The 12,385-nt window shown below is 59.4% G+C and carries 17 protein-coding genes; 8 read left to right on the forward strand and 9 right to left on the reverse strand.

All coding sequences use genetic code 11. The features are described from left to right. Positions 1-364: 364 nt before the first annotated feature. The gene (locus ACIQ39_RS15320; RefSeq protein ID WP_396435472.1) at positions 365-1,246 is read right to left on the reverse strand and encodes a LysR substrate-binding domain-containing protein; all 882 of its coding nucleotides are present in this window, start codon (positions 1,244-1,246) and stop codon (positions 365-367) included. 130 nt (positions 1,247-1,376) lie between these two features. Beyond that, a complete protein-coding gene (purU, locus tag ACIQ39_RS15325; protein WP_396435473.1) occupies positions 1,377-2,225 on the reverse strand; it encodes a formyltetrahydrofolate deformylase in 849 nt (282 codons plus the stop codon). Between the two features lie 205 nt (positions 2,226-2,430). Here purU and ACIQ39_RS15330 point away from each other — a divergent pair, with 205 nt between their 5' ends. Further along, on the forward strand, positions 2,431-3,765 hold the full coding sequence (locus tag ACIQ39_RS15330; protein WP_396435474.1) for an aminotransferase class III-fold pyridoxal phosphate-dependent enzyme: 1,335 nt from the start codon (positions 2,431-2,433) through the stop codon (positions 3,763-3,765). A gap of 56 nt (positions 3,766-3,821) precedes the next feature. Continuing rightward, positions 3,822-4,904 (forward strand): AbrB family transcriptional regulator, encoded by a 1,083-nt coding sequence (locus tag ACIQ39_RS15335; protein WP_396435475.1) that lies wholly within the window; start codon positions 3,822-3,824, stop codon positions 4,902-4,904. A gap of 131 nt (positions 4,905-5,035) precedes the next feature. Here the strand turns inward: ACIQ39_RS15335 and ACIQ39_RS15340 are convergent, their stop codons facing one another. The 3 genes from ACIQ39_RS15340 to ACIQ39_RS15350 all read right to left on the reverse strand — a co-directional run bounded on the left by ACIQ39_RS15340 (position 5,036) and on the right by ACIQ39_RS15350 (position 7,826). Then, the gene (locus tag ACIQ39_RS15340) at positions 5,036-5,317 is read right to left on the reverse strand and encodes a DUF3567 domain-containing protein (RefSeq protein ID WP_396435476.1); all 282 of its coding nucleotides are present in this window, start codon (positions 5,315-5,317) and stop codon (positions 5,036-5,038) included. A gap of 103 nt (positions 5,318-5,420) precedes the next feature. After that, positions 5,421-6,938, reverse strand: coding sequence for a DUF3108 domain-containing protein (locus tag ACIQ39_RS15345; RefSeq protein WP_396435477.1), 1,518 nt, complete (start codon positions 6,936-6,938; stop codon positions 5,421-5,423). Positions 6,939-6,998: 60 nt separating this feature from the next. Further along, positions 6,999-7,826, reverse strand: coding sequence for an IclR family transcriptional regulator (locus ACIQ39_RS15350; protein WP_396435478.1), 828 nt, complete (start codon positions 7,824-7,826; stop codon positions 6,999-7,001). A gap of 148 nt (positions 7,827-7,974) precedes the next feature. Between ACIQ39_RS15350 and ACIQ39_RS15355 the strand changes: the two genes are divergently transcribed. Beyond that, positions 7,975-8,985, forward strand: a complete 1,011-nt coding sequence (locus ACIQ39_RS15355) for a fumarylacetoacetate hydrolase family protein (protein ID WP_396435479.1) — start codon at positions 7,975-7,977, stop codon at positions 8,983-8,985. Between the two features lie 26 nt (positions 8,986-9,011). Here the strand turns inward: ACIQ39_RS15355 and ACIQ39_RS15360 are convergent, their stop codons facing one another. After that, positions 9,012-9,329 carry a CcdB family protein gene (locus tag ACIQ39_RS15360; protein ID WP_396435480.1) on the reverse strand — a complete coding sequence of 106 codons (318 nt, stop codon included), beginning with the start codon at positions 9,327-9,329 and terminating at the stop codon, positions 9,012-9,014. Next, a complete protein-coding gene (locus ACIQ39_RS15365) occupies positions 9,329-9,595 on the reverse strand; it encodes a type II toxin-antitoxin system CcdA family antitoxin (RefSeq protein WP_396435481.1) in 267 nt (88 codons plus the stop codon). The genes ACIQ39_RS15360 and ACIQ39_RS15365 overlap by 1 nt, the downstream gene beginning before the upstream one ends. 151 nt (positions 9,596-9,746) lie before the next feature. Between ACIQ39_RS15365 and ACIQ39_RS15370 the strand changes: the two genes are divergently transcribed. Both ACIQ39_RS15370 and ACIQ39_RS15375 read left to right on the forward strand, forming a co-directional pair. Next, a complete protein-coding gene (locus ACIQ39_RS15370; RefSeq protein WP_396435482.1) occupies positions 9,747-9,938 on the forward strand; it encodes a ribbon-helix-helix protein, CopG family in 192 nt (63 codons plus the stop codon). A gap of 4 nt (positions 9,939-9,942) precedes the next feature. Next, positions 9,943-10,104: a type II toxin-antitoxin system RelE/ParE family toxin gene (locus ACIQ39_RS15375; RefSeq protein ID WP_396435483.1), complete on the forward strand. Its 162-nt coding sequence runs from the start codon at positions 9,943-9,945 to the stop codon at positions 10,102-10,104. Between the two features lie 111 nt (positions 10,105-10,215). Here ACIQ39_RS15375 and ACIQ39_RS15380 read toward each other — a convergent pair whose 3' ends face one another. Further along, entirely contained in the window at positions 10,216-10,632 is a 417-nt protein-coding gene (locus ACIQ39_RS15380; RefSeq protein WP_396435484.1) for a type II toxin-antitoxin system VapC family toxin, read from the reverse strand. Between the two features lie 9 nt (positions 10,633-10,641). Then, positions 10,642-10,902 carry a type II toxin-antitoxin system prevent-host-death family antitoxin gene (locus tag ACIQ39_RS15385; RefSeq protein WP_396435485.1) on the reverse strand — a complete coding sequence of 87 codons (261 nt, stop codon included), beginning with the start codon at positions 10,900-10,902 and terminating at the stop codon, positions 10,642-10,644. 238 nt (positions 10,903-11,140) lie between these two features. Here ACIQ39_RS15385 and ACIQ39_RS15390 point away from each other — a divergent pair, with 238 nt between their 5' ends. Genes ACIQ39_RS15390 through ACIQ39_RS15400 form a run of 3 tightly spaced genes read left to right on the forward strand, consistent with a single transcriptional unit; the run spans position 11,141 to position 12,009 of the window. Then, on the forward strand, positions 11,141-11,383 hold the full coding sequence (locus ACIQ39_RS15390; protein ID WP_396435486.1) for an AbrB/MazE/SpoVT family DNA-binding domain-containing protein: 243 nt from the start codon (positions 11,141-11,143) through the stop codon (positions 11,381-11,383). Beyond that, a complete protein-coding gene (mazF, locus tag ACIQ39_RS15395) occupies positions 11,383-11,727 on the forward strand; it encodes an endoribonuclease MazF (RefSeq protein ID WP_396435487.1) in 345 nt (114 codons plus the stop codon). The genes ACIQ39_RS15390 and mazF overlap by 1 nt, the downstream gene beginning before the upstream one ends. Before the next feature lie 54 nt (positions 11,728-11,781). Then, positions 11,782-12,009, forward strand: a complete 228-nt coding sequence (locus ACIQ39_RS15400) for a hypothetical protein (protein WP_396435488.1) — start codon at positions 11,782-11,784, stop codon at positions 12,007-12,009. Positions 12,010-12,385 lie beyond the last annotated feature (376 nt).

A 12,385-nucleotide genomic window follows, 5' to 3' on the forward strand; every position in this document is an offset into this window, starting at 1 on the left:
CTATGGATTGCCACGGCCTTCGGCCTCGCAATGACGGAGGTGGGGCCTCGCAATGACGGAAGTGGGACCTCGCAATGACGCCCCCCGTCATCGCGAGCGAAGCGCGGCGATCTATGAATTGCCACGGCCTTCGGCCTCGCAATGACAGAAGTGGGGGACCGCAATGACGGAGGTGGGACCTCGCAATGACGCCCCCCGTCATCGCGAGCGCAGCGCGGCGATCTATGGATTGCCACGGCCTTCGGCCTCGCAATGACGGAGGTGGGGCCTCGCAATGACAGAAGTGGGGCCTCGCAATGACAGGGGTGCGGCCTCGCAACGACTGCCCCGATGACTTTCAAGAGTTGCTCAGGTGCTTGTGAAATCAAGCCAAGGCTTTTTTCAGCCAGTCGGCAAAAGTAGCGCATTCCCAGCGTTCCATGGTGCCAGCGCGCCAGCACAGGTAGTGGGCGTGCGGGCTGGGCACGCTGCGTTCGAACAAGCGCACCAATTGGCCACTCTCCAGCCAAGGGGCTCCAAGTTTGGTGCGGATCAGGCCCACGCCCAGGCCTTGCGCGGCGGCGTCGCACATCAGGCCAATGTCGTTGAAGGACGAACCGTCCATCGGCTCGGGCCAGTCCAGGTCGTGGGCTGCAAACCAGGTGCGCCAAGGCTCGAGTGGGCTGCGCAGCAGGGGCACGCGCTGCAGGTCTTCCACGCTGGCAAAGGGTCCGTTTTCGCGCAACCAGGCGGGCGAGGCCAGCGGTGTGACGTCGTCCTTGGCCAAGCACACGTGCTCCACGTCCGAGTAACGGCCAGTGCCAAAGCGCACCGTGAGGTCGGCGTCTTCTGCCACCACCTCCAGCAGGGGAATGCTGACCTGCAGCGTGATGTCGATCTCGGGATAGGCCTGCAAAAAGTGTTTCAGGCGCGGCATCAGCACCGAACGCGCAAAAGTGGGCGTGACCGCCAGACGCAGTTTGCGACGGCCGGGGGTGTTGCTGGCGCTGGGAAAGCGTTGCAGCGACACCAGGCCTTCGCGCACATGGGCCAGGTATTCGTTGCCTTCGGTGGTGAGCGAAAAGTCAGCCCGACCAAACAGCTTGGTGCCAATGATTTGCTCGAGTTGTTTGACCCGATGGCTGACGGCGCTGGGTGTGACGCACAGCTCTTCGGCCGCCTGGGTTACGCTGCGTAACCGGGCCAGTGCCTCAAATGTCAGCAAGCATTGAATGGGCGGGATGCGTGACGCGTGGGTGGCGGACATATGTAATCAATTGGGGTGGCGTTGAAGATCTGTCCCACAAAGCTTAATTGGTTGGGGACAGAGCTGAAGATCTGTCCCACAAAGCTTAATTGGTTGGGGACAGAGCTAAAGATCTGTCCCACAAAGATATTCATTTAAAAATCACAGTTTTGTGGCCGTTGATCAGCACGCGGTGTTCGCTGTGCCATTTGACGGCGCGGGCCAGCACTTGGCTTTCGGTGTCGCGGCCTTGGGCGGTCAGGTCTTCCACGGTTTTGCTGTGGTCCACGCGGGCCACGTCTTGTTCGATGATGGGGCCTTCGTCCAAATCGGCGGTCACGTAGTGGGCGGTAGCGCCAATCAGTTTCACGCCCCTGTCGTGCGCTTGGTAGTAGGGCTTGGCCCCTTTGAAGCTGGGCAAAAAGCTGTGGTGGATGTTGATGGCCCGACCGGCCAGCTTGCGGCACAGGTCGTCGGACAAGATTTGCATGTAGCGCGCCAGCACCACCAATTCGGCCCCCTCGGCCTCAATGATCTCGTGCTGCTTGGCCTCGGCCTGCGCCTTGCTGTCTTTGTTCACCGGGATGTGGTGAAAGGGCACGTTGTAGCTGGCGGCCAGTTGGTAGAAGTCGCGGTGGTTGCTCACGATGGCGCGGATGTCGAGCGGCAGCAAACCACTCTTCCAGCGGAACAGCAAATCATTCAGGCAATGGCCTTCCTTGCTGACCATGATCACCGTGCGCATGGCCTGGGCGGTGGCGTGCAGGTCCCATTTCATTTGGAAGGTCTGGGCAAATGCGCGCCATTGGGTGTTCAAGGCCTCGCCGTCTGCCTGGTCACACGCAAACTGCACCCGCATGAAAAACAGGCCGGTGTCGTGGTCGTTGTACTGCGCCGCCTCTTCGATGTTGCCCCCGCGCTTCAGCAAAAAGCCCGACACGGCATGCACGATGCCGGTGCGGTCAGGGCAGGAGAGGGTGAGGATGTAGGTGGTGGTCATGGGTGAATGCCAAGCAATGAGAAAGCCAAGCTTGAGGAGGAAGATGGGCATTCCAAGTCGGCCTATTGTAAGGACCGCACCCGACGGCCCGGGCTTGCGGATGACGGGGCTGCCAATGCCTTGACCTGGTCAATTGAAGTGGCCCCACGGGGGCGTGCTTTTCCCCATTAAACTGATGGGCTTGATGGCTCAATTGGAGTTTGACATGGCCCACACCGACTTGAACATGGACAACCAGTGGTTGCCCTTCACCCCCAACCGCACGTTTCGCCAAGACCCAAGGGTGTTTGTGGGCGCGCAGGGCATGCACTTCACCACGCACGACGGCAAAAAAGTCATTGACGGCATCTCCAGCCTGTGGTGCGTGGGCGCAGGTCACAACCGCCGCCCGATCAACGAGGCCATCAAAAAGCAGTTGGACACGCTGGACTACGCCACCGCGTTTCAGGCCAGCAACGACAAGGCTTTCAAGGCCGCCGAGATGATCGCCGCCATGGCACCGGGCGATTTGAACAAGGTGTTGTTTTGCAATTCGGGCTCAGAAGCGGCCGACACGTCTTTGAAAGTGGCGCTGGCCTACCACCGCGCAAGGGGTGAAGGCCACCGCAACGTGTTTATAGGCCGAGAAAAGGGCTACCACGGCGTCAATTTTGGTGGCATGAGTGTGGGCGGTTTGCCGGCCAACCGCAAGGTGTACGGCGCGCAGTTGCTGCCGCGTGTGGACCACATGCGCTTCATCCACGACCCGGTGAACCACGCCTATATCCACCACGAGGAGCCCGTGTGGGCCGAAGACCCGTTGCTCGAGCTGGAAAACCGCATCTTGGTGCTGCACGACCCGAGCAACATCGCCGCTGTGATCGTGGAGCCGATTGCGGGGAGCGCGGGCTGGTACATCCCGCCCCAGGGTTATGTCAAGCGCTTGCGTGAGATTTGCGACAAGCATGGCATTTTGTTGATTTTTGACGAGGTCATCACCGGCTTTGGGCGCTTGGGCGTGAACTTTGGCGCTGATTTTTATGGCGTGGTGCCCGACATGCTGAACTTCGCCAAAGCCGTGACGAACGGCGTGATCCCTTTAGGCGGCGTGATCTGCCGCGACTTCATCTACGACGCGATGATGAACGCCAACGCGCCGCAGCACGCCATTGAGTTTTTTCATGGTTACACCTATTCGGGCCACCCCGTGGCTTGCGCCGCAGCCATTGCCACGCTCGACTTGATGAAGGAAGAAGACCTGTTTGCCCGTGCGGGGCAAAAAGGCCAAGTCTTGGGCAATGCGCTGCACAGCACCATGAAGGGCTTGCCCAATGTGGTCGGTATTCGCACCTTGGGCTTGGCCGGTGCGGTGGAGTTGTCCAGCATTGCAGGCATGCCGGGCAAGCGGGCGTATGACATTTTTATGGACTGCTTTCACAAAGGGGTGTGGGTGCGCCCGGCGGGCGAAAACATTGTCATTTGCCCGCCTTACATCGTGGAAGACGCGCAGATCGACCAGATCGTGCAGACGGTGGCCGACAGCGTGCGCAGGCATGCCTGAGGCTGGGCCCTGGGCTTGGCGCCGACCGCCCGCCGGGGCGGTCTTTTTTTGATCTTATGCATTGTCGTGATCTGAGCCGGGTGGCCTTGACCTTGTTGGCGGCGCTGGTGGGCGCGCAAGTGTTTGTTTGGCTGCGCACGCCCATTCCTTGGATGCTGGGGCCTTTGTTGGTCACCGCACTGGCCTCGGTGCTGGGGGCTCCCACGCGCAGCGCAGCGCAGTTGCGCAATGTCGGGCAGTGGGTGATTGGAGCCGTTTTGGGCTTGTATTTCACGCCCCAAGTGGGGGCATTGGTGCTGGGCTTGTGGTGGGCGATTGCGCTGGCTGTGCTGTGGGCCTTGGCACAGGGGGCATTGTTGAGCGCTTGGCTCGAGCACAGGCATGCGGCAGATGGGGCCCGGGGGGCTTCCCAAAGCTGGCGCGCGACCACTTACTTTGCCGGCGCCATCGGTGGCGCTTCCGAGATGACCTTGTTGGCCGAGCGGCACGGTGGACGCACCGATTGGGTCGCAGCGGCGCACAGTCTGCGCTTGGTCTTGGTGGTGTTGACACTGCCCTTTGCCATGCAGTGGGCGCAAAGTCATTGGAATTTGCAGGTGGACGCACGTTTGCTGCCCGTACCTGCGCCCAGCCACATGGGGGGCTTGTTGTGGCTGGCGCTGGCCACCGCGGGTGGTGCAGCGGTCATGGTGTGGCTCAAACGCACCAATCCTTGGTTCATGGGCGCTTTGCTGGTGTCGATGGGGCTGACCTTGTTGGGCCTTGAGGGGTCTTCGGTGCCCGTGGGTTTGTCGAACGCGGCGCAGCTTTTGATTGGGGTGAGCTTGGGCGTGCGTTTTCAGCGCGAATTCATCCACACTGCACCACGCTGGCTGGCCTCGATGGCCATGGGCACAGGGGTCTTGATGCTGTTGTCAATGGGTTTTGGCTTGTTGTTGGCGCATGCAACTGGCCTGAATCCGGCAACGCTGGTCATGGGCACATCACCCGGCGGGATTGCCGAAATGGCGATCACGGCCAAAGTTTTGCAGCTGGGGGTGCCGGTGGTCACGGCTTTTCAGGTGTGCCGATTGGTGGCCGTGCTGGTCTTGGTGGAGCCGATTTTCAAGTGGTGCATTCGCCAAGACAGGGCTGCCTGAGTGGCTTGAATCGCCGGTCATAGACCGGGCACGACCAAGTGGCAAAAACCCTGGCGTGCGAATGGGTTGTCAGCCTTGATTGCCCGTTATCACCACACAGCGCCCTGCATGAGCGTGCGCTGCTCGCAAACTCAGTGCACCACCACCGGTTGTTGCGCCAAGCCGGTGTAGCCTTCGAGCGTGTCTTCCACCTCTTCTTGCGTGGGCGTGTGCTGCTGCCAAGCCTGAATTTGTTGCTGGAACATCTCAGCCCAAGAGCCATCGAGGTAGACCTCTTTGCCAGAGCGCTTGTCCACGATTTCGAAACCGTGACGCTCCAACTGGGGCGGGCTGTTGGGGCTGGAGGCTTCAGTCGGCGCATTGGCCAGCATGTGCATCACGGCAAAGGTTTCAGATTCGTACAACAGGTTCATGCCTTCATTCTCCCTCAACTTGTGGATGACAAGTGGGTCCATTTGCAACTACTTCAAGTGGCTGTGGTTTTTTGGCCGGGCTCCACAGCGGGCCAGACCCGGCCTAAGGTGTTGCGGCCAATTCGGCCAAAGGCTCACGCCCGGTCAGCTGCAAATCGATGAAGCTGCCGTTGACCTGGGTGATGCGTATGCGAGCAGGCAGCCAGTCGTGTGCGGCTGAAACCCAAATTTCGACTTGGGCATCAAAGCGGTTGCGTGGCTGGCAGACCCATTTGACCGCGGGCAGGCTTTGCCCATCGATCACCACGGGCTCCAGTTTTTCGAGCGTCAAGAGCCATGGCAAGGCGTCTCGCACCGTGGCAGTCTGGATTTGCAAACGGGTGCCAGATGGCATGCGCTCGTCGGCCTGGGCCATGGCGGCGGCCAACTGCACATACAAACTGACCTGATCTTGCGCCCCGGCTTGCAGGGCCACAGAAGGGGCGTTGTTGCTGAAGACAATGCGTTGGTTGGGTCGGTCGAAGTGGGCGGCCCGTTCGCTGCGCCAGCTGTCAGAAAAGCGGGTGGGCGACAAGCCTGCCGGGCCAATTTGGCCAATGCTGCGCCAATGCCGCGATCCAAGCAAAAAAGCCCGTACGGACAAACTCATGGCATAGGCGCTGGCGTTGCGCTGCCAGCGCAGTTCGCCCGTGGCTTGGTAGGTCAGGCCCTTTTCTTGACCCGTGAGGCGGTAGCTCAACAAGGCCGAAGCGGGCAGCGAGGCCAAGTCCAGTGTGGGCAAATTCAGGGTGGCGCTGGCGATGCGATCGGGTGTGGCGGGCTTGGGCGAGGGCAGTGGCTTGGGCTCACTTGCGGGCGCAGGCAGCGCCTGCGCTGCAGCGGGTGGCGACGCCAGCGCTGTGGACGGCGGCTGATCGGAGGGGGGCGCAGTGGCCGGCGTTTCGGCTGAGTTGGGCTCGGTGCGCGGCTGCGCAGCGAGGGCTTGGCCTGTGACGCTGCTGTTGGGCGTCACCGCCTCTGGTGGCGGCACCGCGGCGTCGGTGTTGGCTTCCAGCACGGTGGGCGCTGTTTCATTGCTTGGCTCTTTGCTTGCTTCGGTGCTTTGTTCAATGCTTGGTGCGGTGACCGATGCCGTCGCTGTTTCTGTTGTTGTCGCTGTCTCTGGGGGCAAGGGCTGATTCGGCAGGCTTGCTGCGGGCTTGGGTGAAGGGGGGAAGTCGCGCCCCTCAAGCCCGGGCTTTGTTCTTGGCGACACGGCTTGTTGGGGTGGGGCAGGTTCTTGCATCGGTGCGGGTGCGGGCACCGTTGAAAGAGGGGGTTTTTCAACCAACGCCACCCGTGTGCGGGCTGCAGGCAGGGGCTTGGCGGCCATGGCGGGCGCCGGGGGGGTCGCACCCGGTGCTGTGATCGTGCGGGTTTGCATGGGCCCTGTGCGCAGCGCCTGGGGGTTGCTCAGGGACCAGTCGAGCGAACCCGACAGGCTGAGCAACAAGCCCAGGTGCAGCGCCAACACCAGCGCCCCCCATCGCAGCAAGCTGCGCGTGCTCGGCCGCCCCGACAGCGGCTGCGCCGATCGGACGGTCAACTGTGAGCGGGTGGGTTGGGGCAGTGCCGTGCTCATGGCTTGATGGGTGCTGTGCGCAATGGGCGGGTGTGGTGGATGGGTGCGACTTGCGGGCACTCAAGCCCCACGCCAGCCCAAATCGAAAGACAGTTGCGCAGCAAAGGCGCGCAGTGCACGGGCCAAAGGCCCTTGCCAATCGGCGTCAAAGGTGGCCGAAGAGCCCAGCGAGACCACACCCAAAACCATGTGCCCATCTGCGTCAAAGACCGGAGCGCACAGGCCCGAAATGCCAGGCAGCAGCACATTCACCACGCGGCCAAGGCCCTGAGCCCGGGTCTCGTTGAGCATGGCTTGCACTTGCACCGGGGTGCAGGGCAAGTCGCTTCGGCCAAGTTTGCGGGACAAAGTGAGTTCGGGCTCGATCATGGGCTGGGCCTTGTCGTAACCGCCTCCGTGACCCATAAAGGCCGCAAAACACCGGCCCGTGGCCGAAGACAACAAAGGCATCACATCGCCCAAGCGCAAGCTGACGGGCATGGTCAAAGGGATCTCTTGCCAATGCACCAAAGTGGGCCCTCGGTTGCCCCAGACGGCCAGGGCCAGGGTGTGGCCCGTCTGGTCCATCAAAGTGGGCAAGCGTTCACGTGCCAGTTTGACCGCGTCCAGCCGGGACAATGCGGCCAGGCCCAAGCGCAAAGTGGCGGGCCCAAGTTCGTAGCGGGTGTTGGCGTCTTGCACCACCAAACTCAGGCGCTGAAAGCTGACCAAGTAGCGGTGGGCCTTGGCCGCACTCATGCCAGCGGCGCTGGCCAAGTCGCGCAGCATCAAGGGGCCAGGCGCCTTGGCCAACACATCCAGCAAGCCAAAACCCACCTCCACCGACTGGATGCCGGCGCGCTCTTTGTCCCCTTCTGGGGTCTTTTCGGGGGTGCTGGAATGGGCCATATGCTCTAGAATCAGGTTTCGTTTAGTTAAACGAGTTTAACAATGCGTAATTGGCGCACCATGGAACGGGCCATTGAATGCGGCAATCCACGAGGGGTTCAACCCTGATGCAAACGGCTTCGAACCACGGAAAAAACAGGCAAACATCATGAAATTGGCGACCTACAAAGACGGCTCACGCGACGGACAACTGGTGGTGGTTTCGCGTGACCTGAGCACTGCCCATTATGCGACCGTCATCGCCAGCAAGTTGCAGCAAGTGCTGGACGACTGGAACTTTCTGGCTCCCCAGCTCGAAGACCTGTACAGCACCCTCAACCAAGGCAAAGCGCGGCACGCTTTTCCGTTTGACCCAGCGCGCTGCATGGCCCCGCTGCCCCGCGCCTACCAGTGGGCCGATGGCTCGGCCTACCTCAACCACGTCGAGCTGGTCCGTGCAGCGCGCAACGCCGAAGTGCCCAGTAGCTTTTACACCGACCCGCTCATGTACCAAGGCGGCAGTGACGACTTCATTGGCCCTTGCGACCCGGTGGTCTGCGCCAGCGAGGCCTTTGGCATCGACTTTGAGGCCGAGATCGCCGTCATCACCGGCGACGTGCCCATGCAAACCAGCGCCGACGAAGCCATCGAAAGCGTGCGTTTGATCATGCTGGCCAATGACGTGAGCCTGCGCAACCTGATCCCCAACGAGTTGGCTAAAGGTTTTGGCTTTTTTCAGAGCAAACCCGCCACCGCTTTCAGCCCCGTGGCCGTGACACCCGACGAGCTGGGCGACGCTTGGCAAGGCGGCCGCGTGCACTTGACGCTGCAGTCCACCTGGAACGGCCGCAAAGTGGGCCTGTGCGAAGCCGGCCCCGAGATGAGCTTTCACTTTGGCCAGCTGATCGCCCACATCTGCAAAACCCGCAATGTGCGCGCTGGCTCCGTCGTGGGCAGCGGTACGGTGAGCAACAAGAGTGAAGAAACCAACGGCCAGAAAACCTGGCCCAAGGGCTACAGCTGCATCGCCGAAAAACGCGCCATCGAAACCATCTTGGACGGCAAACCCTCCACCGAATTCATGAAGTTCGGCGACACCATACGCATCGAGATGAAGGGCCAAAACGGCGAGAGCTTGTTTGGGGCGATCGAGCAGGACATCGTGTCGCTGGCTCAGTGAAACTCCGAGGGCTCAGAGGGCGCTGATCAGTAGCCCTGAAACAAAAAATCCATCGCGGCGTTGATTTGGTCTTGGGCTTGGGCGAGCGAGCTCACGGGCGACTTCAGAACCCGCAGTGGGACAGCGCCCATTTTGGGTGTTTCCAACAGGTACTCTTCACCTTCGATGGTGAAAATAGGTGTCAGCTGAGTCGACAACTTCACCTTGGGAAAGTGCCGGAGGCTGCGCAAGGGAATCACCATCCTGCTGTCCAGGCCATTGAGCAGGTCGCTCTGAACATCCAGCAGATAGGGGGTGGAGTTCGCATGGCTGCCAGGGTTGGCGTACACATCAAAGCGTGCCATCAGAAACTTCTCCACTCGTCCAGTGGCAGGCCTTCGGCCTCGATGGTGGCGTTGTAGGCTGCAATGAAATCGGCATGGTCCTCGCGCCATTGGCGCTCCTGTTCGCGGCGCACCACTTCACGAAGGTGGCTGTCGCAAACCTGAGAAATGTTGATGGCCAGGTGTTTTGCGGCATCCAGTACATCGCTGCTCAGGGTCAGATTGATCGCCCGTTTACCGGATGTGCTGGTGCGCACGCGAGGGGCGATGCTGGGGCTGGCTTGCATAGCGATCTCCATGCGCATTGAAATGTGCGCATATCTTAACCCGCATGCCGACCAGCTGCACGGGTGAAGACCTGTGGGTCAGACTCGGTGATTTGGTGGAAACGGTTTGACTGGCTATACTTGTATAGCAACTGTTTAAAGGTGGAAAACCATGCTTGCCATCCGCTTGCCCGAAAACATCGAAGCACGCTTGGCCCAACTGGCTCAAGAGACCGGGCTGACCAAGACCGCGCTGGTGCGCGAAGCGATCCTTGAACACATCGACGACCTGGAAGACTTCTTCCTGGCCGAGGCTCGCGCCCATCCAAATCCGGTTGCTGGGTTTTCTGCGCACACGCGTTAGCGGCTTGTCCAACCCACGCGACATTGGCGAGGCCCTCTCGGGTCAGCGCTTGGGCAGTTACTGGAAATACCGCGTGGGCGACTGGCGCATCATCTGTGACATCCAGGACCAGAAAATTCTGGTGCGTGTGCTGCGCAGTGGTAATCGGCGTGAGGTTTACCGATAAGGTTTGAAGCGTAAACGGTGGGATAGGCAATCTGCCCTCAAATTTGCCCAACTTCTTCAATTGAACCAGCCTTGAATGCATGCACGGGTGCGCATGCGACTATCCTGCAGTTTATTGATCGAGCCAAGGATTCAAAAGCGCCACGCCGGTCGATTCAAAATCCGGCACGTTGCGTGTCACCACAGTGAACCTGTGTTCAAGGGCTGTGGCCGCAACCATCGCGTCCCGGTCTGAGCGCGGGTTGTGGATGTGCAGCGCCGCACACACGGGTGCGGTGCTTTCTGCAAAGGGCAAGATGCGCTCTGCAAAAGCGGCGCGAACGCCACCCAGCCAATGGCGCAAAGCGCTGCCTTGTGGCGGCGTTTTGCGCTCCAGCGCTTGAACGCCCAATTCCAGCTCGAGCAGTGTGATGGCTGACAAAAACAGCTGATTGCTGGGCTGGCCAGCGGCCCATTGGCGCACCGCCATGGAAGGCTTGGGCTTGCCTTGGCGCAGCTCGGAAATGACGTGGGTATCCAGAACGAACATGGATCGCCTTCAGTCCAGGGTCGCGGCTTGAATCTGAATCCCCAGTTTGGGCGGATCGAAATCGAAGCCTTCCCCGCCTGGTATGCCATCCATCACCTCCAGCAAAGACGGTGCTGCCTTTCCGGCCATGCGGTAGTAGTCGTCGATCTTGAGCAATGCAAAGGCGGGGCGACCCCGGTCGGTGATGAACACAGGACCATCGATGGCAGCGCGTTTGGCGGCCGACACGTCTCGTGTGAAGTCGCGGCTTGAAAACGTGTGAATGCTCATCTGTGACCCTTCAGGATTTAATGTTTGTATGTTACGACAATTGCTTGGCTTGTCAATGATCAGGGCTTGATGTGCTGGATGCCGTTCAGTAGCGTGAAGCGTAAAAAAGCCATCTACGCTTCACACGTGAAGCGCAAATCCTGCGAATGCGCTTTAGCCGATTGACTCCGGCTCAAAAAGAAAGTGTTGTGCGCCGAATATGGCGTGTCTACAATGTAGATACACAAGGGGGAATGTCATGGAAACTGTGATTCGCAAATGGGGCAATAGCCCTGCATTGCGCCTGCCAAGCGCAGTCATGAAGTCGGCTGCATTCGACTTGGAGCAGCGCGTCATCATCACGGCAACGAAAGGTCGAATCGTCATCGAACCCGCTACCCAGCCCGATTACAAATTGGAAGACCTGTTGGCAGGCATGACCGACGAGAACGCCCATGATGTGGTGGACTTTGGCGGGCCAGTTGGGCAGGAAGCCCTTTGATGGTCACGCGAACCTATGTGCCCGGAGCCGGTGACATCGTTTGGCTGGAATTTGACCCTCAAGCCGGGCATGAACAGGCAGGCTACCGTCCTGCCTTGGTGCTGAGCCCTGCGGCATACAACGCCAAAAAAGGCTTGATGGTGTGCTGTCCCTTGTCTTCCCAAATCAAAGCTTACCCCTTTGAAGTACAGACCCTGATCGGCGGTAAAACGGGTGTTGTGCTGTCCGACCAGGTCAAATCATTGGACTGGCGCGTTCGCCAAGCCAAAAAGAAAGGCACAGTGCCCGAAGAAGTGCTTCAGGATGTTCGCGCCAAGATCAAGGCCTTGCTGCAAATAGGCTGACTTCTGGGGCTTACCAACGGCATCCGCACCGAGAAATAAGAGAACCCCTGCCGCGTGTCACGCGCCTCGGATTACCGGGAACTCACGGCGCTGTGCGAGATGGGGGTGTTGGTGCAGATGGCGGCGGGGCGGGGGACGCGGTACAAACTTGAGGATTTGTTGTGTGGCATCACCAGTGACAATGCACATCATGCGGTGGACTTTGGACTTCCCTTGGGGGTGAAGAACTATGATCTTTCCCGTTTAGAGAAGGCGGCAGGTAAGAAAAGGACATTTGGCTGATTGATCAAAACTGCTTCCAATGCTCTGAAATCAAAACAGCAACAGTGTTTAGAATTGACTGGAACTGCGACAACCGACAAGAGCCTTAAGGCAATCTAGAACGCCTGAAGAATGAGCAAGATTTAACTGTCGCAGAGTTATATAAAAAAAGATTCATCAATGTGAATAAATATTAAATTATTTTTAATGCAGAATAAAATCAGCTAAAGCTCTACTCAAAAGGCATTGAGCCATTAAAATTTAAAACCTGGCTTAGGTGTTTGTATTGGAAAAATTGACATTTTTACTCCTTCTTTGGCGCTAAGGCCAAAATCAATTCTTACAGGATAGCCGTCAATTTCTCTGACAGTTATCGTTAATTCAGAGTCTTCCTTGT

The sequence above is a fragment of the Limnohabitans sp. genome (assembly GCF_044361645.1).
Lineage (GTDB): Bacteria > Pseudomonadota > Gammaproteobacteria > Burkholderiales > Burkholderiaceae_C > Limnohabitans_A.

What these genes read in the sequence shown, in the direction of transcription:
- ACIQ39_RS15320 (WP_396435472.1), bottom strand. Translation starts at nt 1,246, where the DNA reads ATGTCCGCCACCCACGCGTCACGCATCCCGCCCATTCAATGCTTGCTG.
- purU (WP_396435473.1), bottom strand. Translation starts at nt 2,225, where the DNA reads ATGACCACCACCTACATCCTCACCCTCTCCTGCCCTGACCGCACCGGC.
- ACIQ39_RS15330 (WP_396435474.1), top strand. Translation starts at nt 2,431, where the DNA reads ATGGCCCACACCGACTTGAACATGGACAACCAGTGGTTGCCCTTCACC.
- ACIQ39_RS15335 (WP_396435475.1), top strand. Translation starts at nt 3,822, where the DNA reads ATGCATTGTCGTGATCTGAGCCGGGTGGCCTTGACCTTGTTGGCGGCG.
- ACIQ39_RS15340 (WP_396435476.1), bottom strand. Translation starts at nt 5,317, where the DNA reads ATGAACCTGTTGTACGAATCTGAAACCTTTGCCGTGATGCACATGCTG.
- ACIQ39_RS15345 (WP_396435477.1), bottom strand. Translation starts at nt 6,938, where the DNA reads ATGAGCACGGCACTGCCCCAACCCACCCGCTCACAGTTGACCGTCCGA.
- ACIQ39_RS15350 (WP_396435478.1), bottom strand. Translation starts at nt 7,826, where the DNA reads ATGGCCCATTCCAGCACCCCCGAAAAGACCCCAGAAGGGGACAAAGAG.
- ACIQ39_RS15355 (WP_396435479.1), top strand. Translation starts at nt 7,975, where the DNA reads ATGAAATTGGCGACCTACAAAGACGGCTCACGCGACGGACAACTGGTG.
- ACIQ39_RS15360 (WP_396435480.1), bottom strand. Translation starts at nt 9,329, where the DNA reads ATGGCACGCTTTGATGTGTACGCCAACCCTGGCAGCCATGCGAACTCC.
- ACIQ39_RS15365 (WP_396435481.1), bottom strand. Translation starts at nt 9,595, where the DNA reads ATGCAAGCCAGCCCCAGCATCGCCCCTCGCGTGCGCACCAGCACATCC.
- ACIQ39_RS15370 (WP_396435482.1), top strand. Translation starts at nt 9,747, where the DNA reads ATGCTTGCCATCCGCTTGCCCGAAAACATCGAAGCACGCTTGGCCCAA.
- ACIQ39_RS15380 (WP_396435484.1), bottom strand. Translation starts at nt 10,632, where the DNA reads ATGTTCGTTCTGGATACCCACGTCATTTCCGAGCTGCGCCAAGGCAAG.
- ACIQ39_RS15385 (WP_396435485.1), bottom strand. Translation starts at nt 10,902, where the DNA reads ATGAGCATTCACACGTTTTCAAGCCGCGACTTCACACGAGACGTGTCG.
- ACIQ39_RS15390 (WP_396435486.1), top strand. Translation starts at nt 11,141, where the DNA reads ATGGAAACTGTGATTCGCAAATGGGGCAATAGCCCTGCATTGCGCCTG.
- mazF (WP_396435487.1), top strand. Translation starts at nt 11,383, where the DNA reads ATGGTCACGCGAACCTATGTGCCCGGAGCCGGTGACATCGTTTGGCTG.